Source organism: Ciceribacter thiooxidans (assembly GCF_014126615.1).
Taxonomy (GTDB): Bacteria; Pseudomonadota; Alphaproteobacteria; order Rhizobiales; family Rhizobiaceae; genus Allorhizobium; species Allorhizobium thiooxidans.
In genome coordinates this window covers 1,306,051-1,324,950 of record NZ_CP059896.1, presented here as the reverse complement: position 1 = coordinate 1,324,950, position 18,900 = coordinate 1,306,051, and the positions used below count along the sequence as shown (strand labels likewise).

15 protein-coding genes are annotated in these 18,900 nt (G+C 64.8%); 9 read left to right on the top strand and 6 right to left on the bottom strand.

Annotated features, from left to right (window positions below):
* Nucleotides 1-31: 31 nt before the first annotated feature.
* Complete coding sequence (locus H4I97_RS06165) at nt 32-1,246, top strand: NADP-dependent isocitrate dehydrogenase (RefSeq protein WP_182307032.1); 1,215 nt, start codon at nt 32-34, stop codon at nt 1,244-1,246.
* A 127-nt stretch (nt 1,247-1,373) separates the two neighbouring features.
* Nucleotides 1,374-1,997 (top strand): glutathione S-transferase family protein, encoded by a 624-nt coding sequence (locus H4I97_RS06160; RefSeq protein ID WP_182307031.1) that lies wholly within the window; start codon nt 1,374-1,376, stop codon nt 1,995-1,997.
* A 12-nt stretch (nt 1,998-2,009) separates the two neighbouring features.
* Here the strand turns inward: H4I97_RS06160 and H4I97_RS06155 are convergent, their stop codons facing one another.
* The 3 genes from H4I97_RS06155 to recA all read right to left on the bottom strand — a co-directional run bounded on the left by H4I97_RS06155 (nt 2,010) and on the right by recA (nt 7,228).
* Nucleotides 2,010-3,233, bottom strand: a complete 1,224-nt coding sequence (locus tag H4I97_RS06155) for a GGDEF domain-containing protein (RefSeq protein ID WP_182307030.1) — start codon at nt 3,231-3,233, stop codon at nt 2,010-2,012.
* Between the two features lie 86 nt (nt 3,234-3,319).
* A complete protein-coding gene (gene alaS, locus H4I97_RS06150; protein WP_182307029.1) occupies nt 3,320-5,983 on the bottom strand; it encodes an alanine--tRNA ligase in 2,664 nt (887 codons plus the stop codon).
* Nucleotides 5,984-6,139: 156 nt separating this feature from the next.
* Complete coding sequence (recA, locus tag H4I97_RS06145; RefSeq protein ID WP_182307028.1) at nt 6,140-7,228, bottom strand: recombinase RecA; 1,089 nt, start codon at nt 7,226-7,228, stop codon at nt 6,140-6,142.
* 243 nt (nt 7,229-7,471) lie between these two features.
* Between recA and H4I97_RS06140 the strand changes: the two genes are divergently transcribed.
* Nucleotides 7,472-8,416: a carbohydrate kinase family protein gene (locus tag H4I97_RS06140; RefSeq protein WP_182307027.1), complete on the top strand. Its 945-nt coding sequence runs from the start codon at nt 7,472-7,474 to the stop codon at nt 8,414-8,416.
* 28 nt (nt 8,417-8,444) lie between these two features.
* Nucleotides 8,445-9,371 (top strand): pseudouridine-5'-phosphate glycosidase, encoded by a 927-nt coding sequence (locus H4I97_RS06135; RefSeq protein WP_182307026.1) that lies wholly within the window; start codon nt 8,445-8,447, stop codon nt 9,369-9,371.
* A 146-nt stretch (nt 9,372-9,517) separates the two neighbouring features.
* On the opposite strand, the gene cckA is transcribed toward H4I97_RS06135, so the two are convergent.
* Nucleotides 9,518-12,121, bottom strand: coding sequence for a cell cycle histidine kinase CckA (gene cckA, locus H4I97_RS06130; RefSeq protein WP_182307025.1), 2,604 nt, complete (start codon nt 12,119-12,121; stop codon nt 9,518-9,520).
* Between the two features lie 278 nt (nt 12,122-12,399).
* Here cckA and H4I97_RS06125 point away from each other — a divergent pair, with 278 nt between their 5' ends.
* Nucleotides 12,400-13,716, top strand: coding sequence for a flagellar biosynthetic protein FliO (locus H4I97_RS06125; RefSeq protein WP_182307024.1), 1,317 nt, complete (start codon nt 12,400-12,402; stop codon nt 13,714-13,716).
* Between the two features lie 94 nt (nt 13,717-13,810).
* Here H4I97_RS06125 and dksA read toward each other — a convergent pair whose 3' ends face one another.
* Nucleotides 13,811-14,230 (bottom strand): RNA polymerase-binding protein DksA, encoded by a 420-nt coding sequence (gene dksA / locus H4I97_RS06120; protein WP_112685083.1) that lies wholly within the window; start codon nt 14,228-14,230, stop codon nt 13,811-13,813.
* Nucleotides 14,231-14,503: 273 nt separating this feature from the next.
* Here dksA and H4I97_RS06115 point away from each other — a divergent pair, with 273 nt between their 5' ends.
* The 4 genes from H4I97_RS06115 (at nt 14,504) to H4I97_RS06100 (ending at nt 18,383) form a co-directional block, all read left to right on the top strand.
* The gene (locus H4I97_RS06115) at nt 14,504-15,013 is read left to right on the top strand and encodes a SixA phosphatase family protein (RefSeq protein WP_182307023.1); all 510 of its coding nucleotides are present in this window, start codon (nt 14,504-14,506) and stop codon (nt 15,011-15,013) included.
* Nucleotides 15,014-15,165: 152 nt separating this feature from the next.
* On the top strand, nt 15,166-16,629 hold the full coding sequence (locus H4I97_RS06110; RefSeq protein ID WP_182307558.1) for a YcjX family GTP-binding protein: 1,464 nt from the start codon (nt 15,166-15,168) through the stop codon (nt 16,627-16,629).
* Entirely contained in the window at nt 16,626-17,714 is a 1,089-nt protein-coding gene (locus H4I97_RS06105; protein ID WP_182307022.1) for a YcjF family protein, read from the top strand. The genes H4I97_RS06110 and H4I97_RS06105 overlap by 4 nt, the downstream gene beginning before the upstream one ends.
* A gap of 126 nt (nt 17,715-17,840) precedes the next feature.
* Nucleotides 17,841-18,383, top strand: coding sequence for a hypothetical protein (locus H4I97_RS06100; RefSeq protein WP_182307021.1), 543 nt, complete (start codon nt 17,841-17,843; stop codon nt 18,381-18,383).
* Here H4I97_RS06100 and folK read toward each other — a convergent pair whose 3' ends face one another.
* Entirely contained in the window at nt 18,384-18,899 is a 516-nt protein-coding gene (folK, locus tag H4I97_RS06095) for a 2-amino-4-hydroxy-6-hydroxymethyldihydropteridine diphosphokinase (protein ID WP_182307020.1), read from the bottom strand.
* Nucleotide 18,900: the final 1 nt, after the last annotated feature.

The following is an 18,900-nucleotide window of genomic DNA, read 5'->3' as shown; positions in this document are numbered from 1 at the left end:
GATTTCGATCCGCAGCGCTCAAGAGGCATTCATGAAGAAGATCAAGGTTGCAAACCCGGTCGTCGATCTCGACGGCGACGAGATGACCCGTATCATCTGGCAGTTCATCAAAGAAAAGCTGATCCTGCCCTACCTCGATCTCCAGATCGAATACTACGACCTCTCCGTCGAAAACCGCGACGCCACCAACGACCAGGTGACCGTCGACGCCGCCAACGCCATCAAGAAGCACGGCGTCGGCATCAAATGCGCCACGATCACCCCGGACGAAGCCCGCGTGAAGGAATTCGGCCTCAAGGAAATGTGGAAGAGCCCGAACGGCACGATCCGCAACATTCTGGGCGGCGTCATCTTCCGCGAGCCGATCATCTGCAAGAACGTGCCGCGCCTCGTCCCCGGCTGGACCAAGCCGATCGTCGTTGGCCGTCACGCCTTCGGCGACCAGTACAAGGCGACCGACTTCAAGTTCCCCAGCAAGGGCACGCTGACCATCAAGTTCGTCGGCGAAGACGGCCAGGTGATCGAGAAGGAAGTCTATCAGGCGCCCGGCGCCGGCGTCGCGATGGCCATGTACAACCTCGACGAGTCGATCCGCGATTTCGCCCGCGCTTCTATGATGTACGGCCTGATGCGCAAGTGGCCCGTCTATCTGTCGACCAAGAACACCATTCTCAAGGCTTATGACGGCCGCTTCAAGGACATCTTCCAGGAAGTCTACGAGAGCGAGTTCAAGGCGCAGTTCGATGAAGCCGGCATCATCTACGAGCACCGCCTGATCGACGACATGGTCGCATCGGCTCTGAAGTGGTCCGGCGGCTACGTCTGGGCCTGCAAGAACTACGACGGCGACGTGCAGTCCGATACGGTCGCTCAAGGCTTCGGCTCGCTCGGCCTGATGACCTCGGTGCTGCTCACCCCCGACGGCAAGACGGTGGAAGCCGAAGCAGCCCACGGTACGGTGACCCGCCACTACCGCCAGCACCAGAAGGGCCAGGAAACCTCGACGAACTCGATCGCCTCGATCTTCGCCTGGACCCGCGGCCTCGCACACCGCGCCAAGCTCGACGACAACGCCGAGCTCGCCCGTTTCGCGACGACGCTCGAAAAGGTCTGCGTCGACACCGTCGAGAGCGGCTTCATGACCAAGGACCTGGCACTGCTGATCGGCCCCGACCAGCCGTGGCTCTCCACGACCGCCTTCCTCGACAAGGTCGATGAGAACCTGCAGAAGGCGATGGCCGCCTGAGCCATCGGCAACCGAGAATGACGAAAACCCGGCCTCGCGCCGGGTTTTTTGTTGCGTCCGCCTGCGTTGCAGCGTTCAACTTCCGTCCACGCGAAACTACAAATGGCAGCATGAAGGAGGATTGCGCATGACGGAACTGACCTTCTACACCAATCCGATGTCGCGCGGACGGATCGTCCGCTGGATGCTGGAGGAGACCGGACAGCCCTACCGGACCGAGATCGTGCCCTTCGGCGCACCGATGAAGTCGTCCGAATACCGGGCCGTCAACCCGATGGGCAAGGTGCCCTCGATCCGCCACGGCGAGACGGTCGTCACCGAATGTGCCGCGATCTGCGCCTATCTCGCCGACGCCTTCCCGGAAGCGGGGCTCGCCCCGCCGACGACCGAGCGCGGCAGCTACTATCGCTGGCTGTTCTTCGCCGCCGGCCCGCTGGAGGCGGCGACCTCCAACCGCGCGCTCGGCTTCGAGGTTCCCGCCGACAGGCAACGCATGATCGGCTACGGATCCTACGAAGACGTCATGGACACGCTCGAATATGCCGTATCGCAGACGGCCTACGTCACCGGCGACCGCTTCACGGCGGCCGATGTCTATGTCGGATCGCATATCGGCTGGGGTCTGCACACCGGATCGATCGAGAAGCGGCCCGCCTTCGAGGGCTATCTGGCGCGTGTCATCAACCGCCCTGCCGCCGCACGCGCCGCAGCACTCGACGAGGCAGCAACCCGGGAAATGCAGGGCGCCTGATCCGCGGATCGTTCAGGGCGCGTGTTGCTGGTGGAGTGCAGTCTCGGGCACGGAGCCCGAGAGGAACGGACCAAGGCCTTCTGCGCCGTCTGCGAAGGCGATCTGGTTGCGGCCGTTGCGCTTGGCCGCATAAAGGGCCCTGTCGGAGAAACCGAGGACCGTGCCGAGATCGACACTCGCCGGCACATCGCCGCAGAGACCGATACTCACGGTCAGACGGAGGCGATGTCCGTTCCAATCGACCGGAAGGTTCTCGACCGCGCGCCGGACCCGATCGCAGACGGCATAAGCCTCGCCGGGCTCGCGGCCCGGCAGGTAAAGAGCGAACTCCTCACCGCCCAACCGGCCGAAGATGATGTCCGCGGGCAAGATGTCCCGAACCATGGCGACGAAGGCGCAGAGCACCGTGTCGCCGGCGCCGTGACCATGGGTGTCGTTGATCCGCTTGAAGTGGTCGAGGTCGAGAAGCGCTATCGCGCCTTCGACGCCACGGCTGCGGTAGGCTTCGACATGTTCGCTGAAGGCGCGCCGGTTGAAGATTTCGGTCAGGGCGTCGATCTGGGACGCGCGCTTGTATTCGGCCGTGACTCGCTCGCGACCGAGCGAAAAGAGCGCCATGCCGCAGAAGAGTGTGTTGACGACGATCTCGAACGTGAACGCACCGTGCCATACGGAAAGGGCGACGCCACCCTGCTCCACCACCGGCGCCATGATGACCAGCGGCAGACGCACGGCGTTGATCGTGGCGTGAATGGCCATCGTGCCAAGCACCAGCTTGCGCGACGGCAGCGGCTCGATCGCCTCGCCCTGCCACATGCTGCGAACGAACATCAGGCTGAGGACGACGATCAGCACGGAGACCAGTGCGATCCGGGCATTCACATCGACTTGAAAACCAGGCCAGAAAAGAAATGCCGCGATCCAGATGGCGGTCGGAACGACTGGCACCCAGAATTTCAACGACAGGCCGTCGAAGGCGCGGAATCCGAGCCAGGCGAGCCCGGTCGCCAGGATGAGCAGGCCGTTTCCGAGCCCGATCGTGAGCCCCTCAGGCAGGATCGTCCGCATCGACAGGAGCAGGGCGCCGAAGGCACCCAGCCAGAAGCCGACGCTCCAGATCGCCAGCTCCGGGCGATGCCGCTCCTGCTGCCACGCCATCGTCAGAAGAATGGCGAAGACCGCCCAGATCGCGAGCAGGCAGGCCATCAATGTCGGAACGTGAAAAAGACTGGCCACGGCATCCTCAAATCGTCACGACCGCCTTAAGCGGCAAGCATGAAGATTTTGAAAATGCCGCCCGATAGACCCGCCGCGCCGCCGCCCTAGGCGGCGAGCGCCTTTTCGACGGCCGCGATCGCCGCATCCGCCTTCTCGCCGTCGGGACCACCGGCCTGCGCCATGTCCGCCCGGCCGCCGCCGCCCTTGCCGCCGACGGCAGCCGAGGCGAGGCGCACGAGTTCGACCGCGCTGTAGCGGCCGGTGAGGTCATCGGTGACGCCGACGACGACACTCGCCTTGCCATCTTCGGAGACGGCGATCAGCGTCACGACGCCGGAACCGAGGCCCGCCTTGCTCTCGTCGACGAGGCCCTTCAGATCCTTGGCTTCAACACCCTTCAGCACGCGGCCGAGGAATTTCACGCCGCCGACCTCGCGGGCTCCCTCGTCGGCAGCCGCCTGGCCGCCGCCGCCCATGGCAAGCTTGCGCTTGGTCTCGGCCAGTTCGCGTTCCAGCTTGCGGCGTTCCTCGACGAGCTGCTCAACGCGCGTGACCACTTCCGCAGGCTGCACCTTGAGCGCCGTCGCGACCTGCTTCACCCGTTCGTCCTGCTCGGAGAGATAGGCGCGCGCCGCTTCGCCGGTCACCGCCTCGATACGGCGCACGCCGGCACCGACGGCACTTTCCGAAAGGATGCGCACGAGGCCGATGTCGCCGGTGGCGGAAACATGCGTACCGCCGCAAAGCTCGACCGAATAGGGCTTGCCGGTCTTTGGGCCGCGGACGGCGGTCCCCATCGACACGACGCGAACCTCGTCGCCGTACTTTTCACCGAACAGCGCCATCGCTCCCTCGGCGATGGCATCGTCGACGCTCATCAGGCGCGTGGTCACCGGCGTGTTCTGCGTGACGATCTCGTTCGCCATCGCCTCGACGACCTTCAGCTCCTCCGCCGACATCGGCTTCGGATGAGAGACGTCGAAACGCAGGCGTTCAGGCGCGACCAGCGACCCCTTCTGGGCGACATGGGTGCCGAGAATCTCACGCAGTGCCTCGTGGATGAGGTGGGTCGCCGAGTGGTTTGCGCGCAGCCGCGAGCGACGGGCATGATCGACGGTCATCACCACGGCGTCGCCCGCACGCAGGCTGCCTTCGGTTACCGTCGCCGTGTGGACGAAGAGGCCCTCGCCCTTCTTCTGCGTCTCGGAAACCGCGAGTTTGACATTGTCGCCGGCGATCACGCCGGTGTCGCCGACCTGGCCACCCGATTCGCCGTAGAACGGTGTCTGGTTGACGACCACCTGCACGGTGTCGCCCTTGGAGGCGCTGTCGACGACCGCGCCGTCCTTGACGATCGCCTGCACCTCGGCCTCCGCGCTTTCGGAGGAATAACCGAGGAATTCAGTCGCGCCGAACTTCTCCTTGAGCTCGAACCATACCGCCTCGGTCGCCTTGTCGCCGGAGCCAGCCCAATGGGCGCGAGCTTCGGCCTTCTGGCGCTGCATGGCATCGTTGAAGCCGGTGAGGTCGACGCCGATGCCGCGGTTGCGCAGCGCATCCTGCGTGAGGTCGAGCGGGAAGCCGTAGGTGTCGTAGAGCTTGAAGGCCGTCTCGCCGTCGAGGCTGTCGCCCTTCGAAAGATCGGCCGTCGCCTCCGACAGCAGGCTCAGACCGCGCTCCAGCGTCTTGCGGAAACGGGTTTCCTCGAGCTTCAACGTCTCGGAGATGAGCGCTTCGGCGCGCCCGAGTTCCGGATAGGCGCGACCCATCTGCTGCACCAGCACCGGCAGGAGCTTGTAGATGACCGGTTCGCGGGCACCGAGAAGCTCCGCATGGCGCATCGCGCGGCGCATGATGCGGCGGAGCACGTAGCCGCGACCCTCGTTCGAGGGCAGCACCCCGTCTGCGATCAGGAAGGCGGACGAACGGAGATGGTCGGCGATGACGCGGTGGCTGGCACGACGCTCACCCTCGGCCTTAACCCCGGTCAGCTCCACCGAAGCCTCGATCAGCGCCCGAAATAGATCGATGTCGTAGTTGTCGTGCTGGCCCTGCAGGACGGCCGCAACGCGCTCGAGCCCCATGCCTGTGTCGATCGACGGACGCGGCAGGTCGACGCGCTCCTCTTTGGTGATCTGCTCGTACTGCATGAAGACGAGGTTCCAGATCTCGATGAAGCGGTCGCCATCCTCCTCCGGCGAACCGGGCGGGCCGCCCCAGATGTGGTCGCCGTGGTCGTAGAAGATTTCAGAACAGGGACCGCAGGGGCCGGTATCGCCCATGGCCCAGAAGTTGTCGCTGGTCGGGATGCGGATGATCTTCTCATCGGCAAGGCCGGCGATCTTCTTCCACAGGTCGAAGGCCTCATCGTCGGTATGATAGACGGTGACGCAGAGACGGTCCTTCGCGAGGCCGAACTCCTTGGTGATCAGGTTCCAGGCAAGCTCGATCGCCCGCTCCTTGAAGTAGTCGCCGAAGGAGAAGTTGCCGAGCATCTCGAAGAAGGTGTGGTGACGCGCGGTATAGCCGACATTGTCGAGGTCGTTGTGCTTGCCGCCGGCGCGCACGCACTTTTGCGCGGTCGCCGCCGTCTTGTAGGGACGCTGCTCCAGGCCCGTGAAGACGTTCTTGAACTGCACCATGCCGGCATTGGTGAACATCAGGGTGGGGTCGTTCTGCGGCACGAGCGGGCTCGATGACACGGCTTCATGGCCATTCGCCTTGAAGTAATCGAGAAAAGTCGACCGGATGTCATTTACGCCGCTCATGTCACGCCCTTCATTGCTGCCGGATGCCGGCCAAAGCCTAAAAACCAAAGGCTTTTATCGTCCGTGACCGGCACTGTCCAGCCGCACGGAAAAAAACCGGCCCGACATCTTCCGATATCGGACCGGCGCTCTGTCGGTCATCGAAATGATTGCGGATCACATGTCCGCGGAGCCATCGCCGTCGCCGGCGTCCGGACCGCCGTTCTGCAGGAAGCGATCGGCGATCAGCCCGGCGTTCTGGCGCAGCGCCATCTCGATCTCCTGGGCGAGCTCCGGATTGTCCCGCAGGAAAGCCTTGGCGTTCTCGCGTCCCTGACCGAGCCGCTGGCTGTTATAGGAGAACCAGGCACCGGATTTCTCGACGATCCCGGCCTTCACGCCGAGGTCGACGAGCTCGCCGGTCTTGGAGACGCCCTCGCCGTACATGATGTCGAATTCGACCTGCTTGAAGGGCGGTGCCATCTTGTTCTTGACGACCTTCACGCGGGTCTGGTTGCCGACGACCTCCTCGCGCTCCTTGACGGCGCCGATGCGGCGGATGTCGAGGCGAACGGAGGCATAGAACTTGAGCGCATTGCCGCCGGTCGTCGTTTCCGGGGAGCCGAACATCACGCCGATCTTCATGCGGATCTGGTTGATGAAGATGACCATGCAGTTCGAACGCGAGATCGAGGCCGTGAGCTTGCGCAGCGCCTGGCTCATCAGGCGGGCCTGCATGCCCGGCAGGCTGTCGCCCATCTCGCCCTCGATTTCGGCGCGCGGCGTGAGTGCTGCGACCGAGTCGACCACGAGCACGTCGATCGCGCCGGAGCGCACCAGCGTGTCGGTGATTTCGAGCGCCTGTTCGCCGGTGTCCGGCTGCGAGATCAGGAGGTTCTGCAGATCGACCCCGAGCTTGCGGGCATAGACCGGATCGAGCGCGTGCTCGGCGTCGACGAAGGCGCAAATGCCGCCCTTCTTCTGCGATTCGGCGATCGTCTGCAGTGCGAGCGTCGTCTTGCCCGAGCTTTCAGGACCGTAAATCTCGACGATGCGTCCCTTCGGCAGACCACCGATCCCGAGTGCGATATCGAGGCTCAGCGACCCGGTGGAAACCGTATCGATCTCGACCACGCTCTCGTTCGTGCCGAGCTTCATGATCGACCCTTTGCCGAAATTCCGCTCGATCTGCGAAAGTGCCGCTTCAAGTGCCTTGCTTTTGTCCACCGATTTGTCCTCTACGAGCCGCAAAGAATTTTGTGCCATTCGATCCACCTTTAGGTTATTGAAGCCGCATAGGCAATGAAGCAGCCGACGGTCCATGCGTACACGTTTTGTTCTCATCTGGCAACCCCTGTTCAACCTGCTGAATAGACTTGCGACTTCGCGACACGTTCACATTATGTTTCGCGCTGTGGGCCGGGTGAAAGCAGGATCGCTGCGCCGCGCTTTCGCCACACTAGCGGCGGCTTGCGATTCGTCACGCCCGCAATGTTGCGGGAAGAGCGCATGAGCGGTTCCCTTCTCGTCATCGGCGGCGCCCATATCGACCGTCGTGGCCGGATCGCCGGCGCGACCGCGATGGGCGCGAGCAATCCTGGCCGATGGTTCGAGGAGCCGGGCGGCGGCGGCTTCAATGCCGCCCGCAATCTCACCCGGCTCGGCCACGAGGTCAGGCTGATCGCGCCGCGCGGAGGTGACGCGGCCGGCATGGCCGTCTCGGCCGAAGCCCTCCGCGTCGGCATCGACGATTGCCCGATCGTCTTCCTCGATCGCGCCACGCCGAGCTACACGGCGATCCTTGAAGCGGACGGCAACCTCGTCATCGCCCTCGCCGACATGGAGCTCTACGACCTCTTCGGACCGCGCCGCACCCGCACCCTCTCCTTCCGTGCCGCGCTTGCAGAGGCGCGACACGTCCTCTGCGATGCCAATCTGCCGGCGGAGACGCTGACGGCGCTCGCCGCCGAAGCGGGGACCCGCGGCCTGCCGGTCTTCGCAATCGCGATCTCCCCGGCCAAGGTCGTGCGTCTCCTGCCCAGCCTTGCCGGTCTCGAGATGCTGTTCATGAACGCGGCGGAGGCCGAGGCTCTCACCGGCGCCCGCCCCGATGATCCCGCCGGCTGGCCCGCGCTTCTGCGGGTAAAGGGCCTCAAGGGCGGCGTCGTCACTTGCGGCGCCGGGACCGTCGTCGCATTCGACGAGACAGGAACAGCGAGCTTGTCGCCGCCGCGGCTCGAAACCGTGGTCGACGTCACCGGCGCCGGCGATGCCTTCGCGTCCGGCGTCATCTCCGCACGCATTGAAGGCCTGGGGCTCGGCGAAGCTCTGCGACACGGAGCAGCACTTGCAGCCATCACGCTGCGCTCGCCCCATGCGACCGCGGAAAACCTCTCCCGCGATCTCGCCAATTCGTATATGCCCCTTGTGCCGGACGCAGAAATCCTGTCATGACCTGCAGTCTCGAAACCCGGAAGCTCCCATGACCAAAGCCATTTCGCCCCTGCTGCCGATCGTCTATTCGAAGGAAGTTGCCGCCGCCAAGGTTCGCGGTGCGCCGATCGTGGCGCTGGAATCGACGATCATCACCCATGGCATGCCCTTCCCCGGCAATCTGGAGATGGCGCGCAGCGTCGAAGCCATCATTCGCGAACAGGGCGCCGTACCGGCGACGATCGCCGTCATCGACGGCATCCTGCACATCGGCCTTGAAGACGCCCAGATTGCGGCCCTTGCGCAGATGACCGGCGTCATGAAGCTCTCGCGCGCCGATATCGCCTTTGCGCTCGCCGAACGCCGCAGCGGCGCAACCACCGTCGCAGCAACCATGATCGCTGCAAGCCGCGCCGGCATCTCGGTCTTCGCCACCGGCGGCATCGGCGGCGTTCACCGCGGCGCCGAGGAAAGCCTCGACATCTCCGCCGACCTCGAGGAACTCGCGCGTACACCGGTGATCGTCGTTTCGGCCGGCCCGAAGGCGATCCTCGATATCCCGAAGACGCTCGAATTCCTGGAAACCCGCGGCGTTCCGGTCGTCACCTACGACAGCGAGGAATTCCCGGCTTTCTGGTCGCGCAATTCCGGGCTGCGCAGCCCGCTCTCGCTCTCCAGTCCGGCGGCCATCGCCAATTTCCAGCGGATGCGCGAACAACTCGGCATCGAGGGCGGTATCCTGATCGCCAATCCCGTGGCGGAGGAACATGAGATCCCGCGCGAAGAGATGGAGATCTATATCGGCCGCGCACTCGCCAATGCCGAGCGCGAAGAGGTGACCGGCAAGGCCGTCACGCCGTTCCTGCTCGACAATATCTTCCACCTGACGGCCGGCCGCAGCCTGAAGACCAATATCGCGCTGGTCGAGAACAATGCCCGCCTTGCCGCGGAAATCGCCGTCGCGATGAACGACTGAGCGTCGCGGGAAACGGCATTACGCTACGTAACCTCTATTCCGTAACGTAAGTATCACTGTCGCAGTAATACCTGAACACCTCGGCTATCGGACCGCCGCCGGGCGGTCCCCTCGGCGTGCCGGGCCGGTTGCGGCCCGGTGCCGGATCAGTTGTCCCCGTCGAGCATCTCGCGAACGGCGACGGCGAGCTGCTTCAGCGAGAACGGCTTCGGCAGGAAGCCGAACTTGGCGTCGGCCGGCAGGTTGCGGGCGAACGCGTCCTCCGCATAGCCGGAGACGAAGATGAACTTCAGGTCCGGATATTTCTTGCGCAGTTCCCGAAGCAGCGTCGGTCCGTCCATCTCCGGCATAACGACGTCGGAAACGACGATATCCACGGCGCCGTCGAGTTCGTCCATGATGTCGAGCGCCTCCACGCCCGAGCCGGCCTCGTGCACCGTGTATCCGCGCGTTTCCAGCATGCGCTTGCCGCCACGCCGCACCGCCTCCTCGTCCTCGACGAGGAGCACGACGGCGGACTTGCCGGTGAGGTCGGCAGGCTCGGAAGCGGCCGCCGCGGGACGCACTTCGGCGTCCGAAGCTCCGGCCTCACCCGCTGCAGGAGCAGGCACGGCCTCAACCACGTGCCGCGGCAGGAAGATGCGGAAGGCGGTTCCCTTGCCGACTTCCGACTCGGGATAGATGTAGCCGCCGGATTGCTTGACGATCCCGTAGACCATCGCGAGACCGAGGCCGGTTCCCTTGCCCACTTCCTTGGTGGTGAAGAAGGGCTCGAAGATCTTCTCCATGATCTCCGGCGCGATCCCGGTTCCGGTGTCGGCCACCTCGACCAGCACGAATTCCTCCGCCGGAAGTTCCCGGTAGTGGAATCCGGCGGCCTCTTCTGCCGAGATGTTGCGGGTGGAGATGGTGATCTTCCCACCCTGCGGCATGGCATCGCGCGCGTTGACGCAGAGATTGATCAGCACCTGCTCGAACTGCGAAAGGTCGGTCTTCACCGGCCAGAGGTCGCGGCCATAATCCACTTCCAGCTTCACCGCCGTGCCGGAAATCAGCCGATCGACCAGCATGCGCAGGTCGCCAATGACGTCGGTGAGGTTCAGTACCGACGGACGCATCGTCTGCTTGCGCGAGAAGGCGAGCAGCTGCCGCACCAGCACTGCGGCGCGGTTGGCGTTGCGCTTGATCTCCATGAGATCGGCGAAGCTCGCATCGGACGGCCGAGCCTGCAGCAGAAGATGGTCGGAGGAAAGCAGGATCGCCGTCAGCACGTTGTTGAAGTCGTGGGCGATACCGCCTGCGAGCGTTCCGACCGCATTCATCTTCTGCGTCTGCGCCATCTGCGTTTCGAGCGCCTTCTGGTCCGTCACATCGACGGCATAGACGATCGCCGCCTCTTCCGGCGCCTCGTCGCTCTGGTCGATGACCGCATTGACGTAGAAACGGAAGTGCCGGTTCTCGTTTTGCGGATGCCGGCTGTCGATCGGCGCGATATCGACCTGGCGGTTCTTCGCAGCGGCGAGCGCCTGGCTAAAGCGCTCGCGTTCGCTCTCGTGGAAGACCACATCGAGACTTGCGCCGCGATCGACATCGTCACGGCCGACGAGATCCGAGAAGAGCTTGAGGAACGGCGCGTTGGTCCTCAGAATCCGACCATCGCCATCGACGGATGCGATCGCCATCGGCGTGTTGTTGAAGAAACGCGTGAAGCGCATCGAAGCGATCGATGCCGACTGGTCGCCGCTGTGGTCGTCCCGCCGCGCGAGCACGATGGATCGGCTTTCGCCGGGTGCGCCGTCGCGGGCTGCACGCACGCGATGGATGAGCCGCACCGGCAGGCTCTGGCCGTTGGCGCAGCGCAGATCGAGGTCGAATGTCTCCGTCTTGGTGGCGCCGGGGGCGGCCTGCACCGATTCGATGAGCGCCATCCCCTCGCCCGCGACCAGTTCGGCGACGGTGAGCGAGCCGGGCGAGAACTGCGTGAGATCGATGCCGAGCCATTCGGCGAGCGTTGCGTTGAGATAGTAGATCTCGCCCTTTCGCCCGGCCGAGAAGAAACCCGCCGGCGCGTGATCGAGATAGTCGATCGCGTGCTGCAGTTCCTTGAAGAACCGCTCCTGGTCCTCTCGCTCCGAAGTAATGTCGGTGATCTGCCAGATCTGCAGTACCTTGGCGCTGTCCTCGAGCGGCAGCAGTCTGGCCTTCAGCCGGTACCAGTGCGCGCCGGAGCCGTTACCCGTCACCGGGCCCAGCGGCTTCAGCAGCCGAAATTCCTCGTAGCCCTCGCGGCCGGAGCGCAGTCCGTTCGTCAGCCGGTAGAGAGCCTCGCCCGATTCCCGATGGCGTGACAGCAAGGCTTCGAGCGTCTGGACCTCCGTCGCCTTCCTTGCACCGGTAATCCGCCCATAGGCGGCGTTGGCGAAGATGATGCGGCCGTTGTCGTCGGTGACCAGCGTGCCTTCCGGCTGGCTCGCCAGAAAGCTGCGGGCGAGCGTATCGGACTGCGACTGTGGCATGACGGCGACGAACCCGATCATCGCCGAGACGAGGAAGAAGATTCCCATCATCGCCAGCACGCCGAGAACGCCGAGGACGAATTCGTTCTCGAGCTGACCCTTGAAGATCACGAAGGCGACGGCGGCGGCGAGCAGCACGACCGCCAGCACGATGATGCGTATGGCCGCACCGGACCGGCTGCCCCGGTCCACCAAGGGCGCCTCGCTGTCGCCGGCCTGCTGCAATCTCGTCATGAACGCCTCGTCGTTACCGCCCTACGACCCGCCGACAGGAGAAGACCGGCAGAATCGGACCTGTATGCCATGTTTAGCAACTTGCGGGGACGGCAAAAAGCTCCGCCCCCACAGTTTGAGGAGTGCCATACACAGGCAATCCCACAGGAAAGCCGTATTTGACGCAGAACATCCGGCCAGTCGGATTGTTCGGGAGCGCGTATCGGAGGGGTGCCGCCTGGCGGTTGCATTGCACTGCCGGCGGTCTTCTGTCACAAAGCGGGAAAAGGAGGGCCGATATGATCGAAGAACTCGTCGCCGCTTACGGCAATCGTTTCCTGGTCGCGGCACTGGGTGTCACCCTGGCGCTCCTGTGCCTCTTCATCGTGCTCTGGCTGCTGCGCAAGCGGGCGCCGTCGCCCTTCCTGCGCGGGGGACGTAACCGCCAGCCGCGCCTGCAGGTCCTCGATGCCGCAGCCGTCGACGCACGCCGCCGCCTGGTGCTGGTGCGCCGAGACAATGTCGAGCATCTCGTCATGATTGGCGGACCGACCGATATCGTCATCGAAAGCGGTATCGGCGACGAGCGCGCCTACCTGTCTGCGACGCCCGTATCGCCGTCGCAGGCCGTCCCGCTCCCCCACGAAGACCGGCCTGCCGACCGTGAACCCGTGGTGATTTCCAAGCCGGCGGCAGCAATCACCGCCCTCCGTCGCGAACCGGAGCTTCCGGCAAATCGCCCCGAGCCGGTCGCCGCACCCGTTCGTCGGGAGCCGACACAGCAACCTGCGGCACCGGCGCCGCTCAAATCAGTCGCAGAGCCTGTCCGCACTGTCACGACGGCCGCGGCGGTCGAACCGGCACTGCGCAGGACGCCGACCGTGCAGGCGGTTCCGGCCGCAGAGGCTGTGCCGCCCGCCGCCCCGCCGAGCCCCGCGCCGATCCAGCCTGCACCGGGTCCCATGCTCGTCAAAGACGATGTCACGATCACGACCGCGCCGGTAACGACGCCCGAACGGCCTGTCCAGGAAATGGCGGCGGCCCCGGGCGCAGTCGAGCAGCAGCCTGAGGCGCCCGCGAACCGTCCGCCCATGACTGCGACCACACCCGTCACGCCTGCCGAACCGCCCGCCGCAGCCGCGGCCCAGCCGGTTGAAGCCGTCGCGTCGGCCGCTCCGGAGCAGGAAGAGGATCTTTCCCTCGCTCCCGCGGAAGCGGCGGACATTCTGGAAGCAGCCCGCGGCCGTGTCATGCCGGAAGTGGCAGAGAGTGCCGCCGCGGAACCGGAACGCGCGCCCGAGCCACAGCCGTCTATGGAAGAGCCCGAGGCGGACGAGGCGCCGAAACAGCGCATACCGAGCGATTTCGAACGGGTTCTCGAAGAAGAGATGGAGCGCCATCTCGCTGCGACTGCAGCATCGACGCCGGCGCCGAATGCCGATATTCAGCCCGCCCCCGCCATCAGGCCCGAACGCCCCGTCGGCGTGCCGCCGATCGTCGGTGCCCCGAAGCCGGCTGCCGCCGGCAACCGCCCCGCCGAGACAGCTGAAGAACCGAGCCTGCAGAAGGAGATTGCCCGAATTTTCGGCGAGATGTCGGCCAGCCGCGACGGCTGACCTTGGTGGCGCGGCGAGAACGCGCTGCCCGCACCTGCAGGAAATGGTGACGCGACAAAAAAGCCCGCTCCGGGGAGCGGGCTTTGAAATCCGGTTATTCGTCCCGGTAGACCTTTTCACGTCGCTCGTGGCGCTCCTGCGCCTCGATCGACAACGTGGCGATCGGCCGGGCATCCAGCCGCTTCAACCCGATCGGCTCACCGGTCTCCTCGCAGTACCCGTAGGTGCCGTCCTCGATACGCTGCAATGCCGCGTCAATCTTGGAGATCAGCTTGCGCTGACGATCACGGGCACGAAGCTCAATGGCACGATCCGTTTCGGATGATGCGCGGTCCGCGAGATCGGGATGGTTGGCACTTTCCTCGGCAAGATGGTCGAGCGTTTCACGGGCTTCACGAAGGATGTCGTTTTTCCAGGCTATGAGCTTTGCGCGGAAGTAGGCCCGTTGGTTCGCGTTCATGAACTCATCGTCTTCCGAGAGCACATAATTGCTAAGATCGATCTTCTCACTCAACGCGATTCTCCTGAAGAACATCTCAATGGGCGGCTGTATATCCTTTCGCTAAAGCGCATTCAAGCCTTACAACCAGCTTTAAACCATTTTTAATTCTGTCATATAATTAAGCTAAATGTCTATTTCTTAAGCACTATTTCCATAAACAAGCTGCTTGCCGCCAGTCGCCGCTTCGCTTCCCCCTACGTGAGGGGGGACTACGGAAGGCCAGTTGACGGCCATCCCTCTGTGAAGCTAGTCAGAGGAGACGCGCAGTCGCAGAAAGCTGAACGGATGACCTCGGTGACGCCCTCCCAAAATCGTATCTACCTGCTGCGGCACGCGAAATCCGGTTGGGCGCAACCGGGGGAGCGCGACTTCGACCGCGCTCTGAACGACGCCGGTCGCGAGGAGGCGGCAAGCGTAGCGGAGCGCGCGATCGAGCGCGGCTACCGCCCGGATCTGATTTTGAGTTCCACGGCGCGGCGCTGCCGTGAAACGGCCGACGCCTTCCGCGGTGCCTATTCGACACGGACCGAGTTCCAGTATCTCGACGAACTCTACAACTGCACCGCCGACACCTATCTGGATATCCTTGCAAACTTCAAGAATTACGGCTCGGTGATGGTGGTCGGGCACAATCCCTCCATCGAGGAAGTGCTGTTCCTGCTCGCCGGCAGCGAGGCAGCCCAGACCGTGGTGCCGGAAGGCTTCCCGACCGCCGGCCTTGCCGTCCTCGACCGCGCGGCCAACGCCGCGTCCCGCAGCCGGCCGTGGGTCCTGATGGACTTCCTGGGCGGCTGAGGTTCTTTCCGCCGCCCGGCGGCGAAAGGCCGCGGATATGCCGCACCTCCCTTTCACCTCGCCTGCCGCGTGCCTATATTTGCGCTCGGCCCGTCTTTCGGACGCGGTGCCGAAACCGGGACGCTGCCGCAGGGATATTCGATTTGCCATCCATGACCTCCTTCGCCGACGAGGCAGCGATCGCCTTCGACAATCTGACAGACCGGGCGTCAAACCTCGTCAACCCGTCGATCCGCCTGGGCGTGACCGGGCTCGCCCGCGCCGGCAAGACGGTGTTCATCTCGTCGCTCATCCACAATCTCCTGCATGGCGGACGCCTGCCGCTTTTCGAACCGTTGCAGTCGGGACGCATCTCTGCGACCAGGCTCGAGCCGCAACCCGACGACGCGGTGCCGCGCTTCCAGTATGAGGATCACATCCGCGCCCTCGTGAAGGACCGAATCTGGCCGGATTCCACCCGTGCGATCTCCGAACTGCGCCTGACGATCGCCTATGAGAGCGCAAGCGGCTGGAACCGCCTCTTCTCTCCCGGACGGCTTGCCGTCGATATCGTCGACTATCCCGGCGAATGGCTCCTCGACCTGCCTCTGCTCGCCCAGGACTACCGCGACTTCAGCGCCGCCACGGTGGGGCTTGCGCGGACCGGCATCCGCGCGGAACTGTCGCGCGAATGGCTGGAACGGACGGCGACCGTCGACGTCGACGCGCCGGCAGACGAGACGCTCGCCCGCGAACTCGCCGAACGGTTCACCGCCTATCTCAGGGCCTGCAAGGCGGACGAACGTTCACTCTCGACGCTGCCGCCAGGGCGTTTCCTGATGCCGGGCGACCTCGACGGATCGCCTGCCCTGACCTTTGCTCCGCTGCCGGTTCTGCCGGACACCCGGGCGCCGAAGGGTTCGCTCCGGGCGATGATGGAGCGCCGCTATGAAGCCTACAAGTCGGTCGTGGTCAAACCCTTCTTCCGTGAACATTTCGCGCGGCTGGACCGGCAGATCGTGCTGGTCGACGCCCTGCAGGCGATCAATCGCGGGCCGGAAGCGGTACAGGATCTCGAACGCGCCCTGACCGACGTGCTCGCCTGTTTCCGTGCGGGTTCGAACTCTTTCCTGACGGCACTGGTGCGCCGGCGCATCGACCGGGTGCTCGTCGCCGCGACCAAGGCCGACCACCTGCACCATGAGAGCCACGACCGCCTGGAAGCGATCACCCGCCGTCTCGTCGACCGGGCAACGACCCGCATCGGTATGACCGGCGCCGGCATCGAGGTGATGGCGATCGCCTCGGTCCGTGCGACCCGTGAAGCGACGGTGAAACAGAACGGCGACGAACTGCCGGTGGTGGTCGGCACGCCGATGGCGGGCGAGACCGTCGGCAAGGAACGCTTCGACGGCAATCGCAAGACAGCGATCTTCCCGGGCGACCTGCCGGCCGATCCCGAACGGTTCTTCCGCAGCGTGGACGATGCGAGCCACGGCGCGTACCTGCCGGAACTCAACATCGTGCGCTTCCGTCCGCCCCACATCGAGGAGACCGGGGGCGGCATCACCCTCTCCGTCCCGCACATACGGCTCGACAGAGCCATGCAGTTCCTGCTCGGGGACAAACTGGCATGACCAAAAGACCGCCGCCGCATACGCCCGACAACGGGCGCCGTCCCGCCGCCTTCGCGGTCGAGCCGCCGGAACAGCCGGCGCGGACGCAAGCGCAACCGCGAACGCCCCGAAGCTTCGATCACGACGTCGCGGTGGTCGCAGAAGCGGACGATCCGTTCCTCGCCACAGACGACCTGTCGGAAATAGCCGACACACCGGTCGCGACGCACCGCCCCCGACGCTTCTCCTTCGCAAAGCTGGCACTCGGCGCCTTTTCGATCCTGATCTCGCTGGCGCTCGGGCTCTGGATCGACAGTCTTCTGAGGGATCTCTTCACCCGTTCCGACTGGCTCGGCTACGCTGCTCTCGCCGTCCTCGCTGTCGGGCTGATAGCGCTTGCCGTCGCGGTCGGCCGCGAAATTCTCGGCGTGTGGCGGCTCGATGCCGTCCAGTCGTTGAAGACGGAGGCCGAAGCGGCCGCAGCTGGCACCCGCCCGCGCGCCGCCCGCGCCATCGTCGACCGTCTCGTCAAGCTCGTCTCCGGGCGCCCGGAGACCGCGCGTGGCCGTGCGACGCTGGAAGCGGCCCGCGACGACGTCATCGACGCACCGCACCTGATCGCGCTTGCCGAACGCGAGCTGCTTGCCCCGCTCGATCTCAAGGCGCGTGCGCTGATCCTCGGAAGCGCCAAGCGTGTTTCGGTCGTGACCGCCGTCAGCCCCCGGGCCGTCGTCGACCTCGCCTATGTCCTTTTCGAAGTCGTCCGCCTGATCCGCGCGATGGCCGAGCTCTATGGCGGCCGCCCCGGCGCCTTCGGCATGATGCGGCTCTTCAGGGACGTCCTCGCCCATCTTGCAGTCACCGGATCGATCGCCGTCGGCGACGGGCTCGCACAGCAGATTCTCGGCCACGGGCTGGCCTCGCGGCTCTCGGCACGGCTCGGCGAAGGGGTTATCAACGGGCTGATGACCGCCCGCATCGGCATCGCCGCCATGGATCTCTGCCGGCCCCTGCCGTTCAGGGCTCTGAAACGTCCCGGCATCGGCGACTTCGTCACCGATCTTGCTCCCCGCTTGACTTCGGCTCCCGGCGTCCGCAAGGAATAGCCGGACGGTTTCCGATTCATCTTTCCTGCAACAGGGTAAACGGCCCGCGGCCGCGGAAACCAAGCGTTAACCATTCTCGCGTTAGATGTCAGACGGGTCCTTCGTTGCTCGTGCCAGGGTGAACCGATGTCGTTTCGTTCTTTGTCCTTTGTCGGCTCTCTCGCCGCTCTCACGGTGGCCGCCACGGTTCTGTCCGCGGAAGCCGCATCCCGCGACAAGCGCTTCTTCGATTCGGTTTCGGGGATTTGGAAAGGGCCAGGCGAGATCGTTGCCGGCAAATACAAGGGCACCAAATTCACCTGCAACCTGACCGGCATCTCGTCGAGCGGCCAAACCGGCCTCAAGCTCGACGGCACCTGCCGCGTCGGCGTGTTCTCGCAGCCCATGAGCGCGGTCATCACGCAGGTCGGCAACACCTATCAGGGCAAGTTCCTCGATGGCGCCGACGGCAAGGGGCTCGACATCGTTTCCGGCACTGTCAGCGGCGACAAGGTCGTCATGGGCATCAACCGCGCCAAGCTGAACGGCGCCATGGTCGCCCGCGTCCAGAACGAGACGGCGATGAACATCACCATCTCGGTCAAGGTCGAGGATCGCATGATCCCCGTCATCGGCCTTTCGCTCAATCGCGAAATGGATGCCGACGCCTCCGCCTCCCTCAAGAAGTAGTTAGCGCCACCATTCGCCGTCGTCGCTGGCAGTCGTGATCCCGGTCCGGTCGCTCTCCTTGAGCCATGCCGCGACGGAACGTCCGTAGACGACCATCGAAGCCGCGATGTCGGCAAGCGGCATCAGCACGAAGGCTCGCTCGGTCATGCGCGGATGCGGGACTTCGAGCCGCTCCGTGCGGGATTCGAGCCCGTCATAGGTCAGCACGTCCATGTCGATCGTCCGCGGTCCCCAGCGCTCGATCCGCACCCGCTTCATGTCCCGCTCGATATCGAGGCAAGCGTCGAGCAAGGCCTCCGGCGAAAGCCGCGTCTCGACCGCTGCACAGGCATTATAGAAGTCCGCCTGGTCGGTCTTGCCCCAGGGCGGCGTGCGATAGAGCCGCGAGACCGCGACCACGCGGCAATCGTCACGGGCATCGAGCCTCTGCAGCGCAGCCGCCATGGCCGCCACCGGATCGCCAATATTGCCACCGAGCCCGAGGGTCGCCCGGTGCCATTCCTGCTGATCGCTCATG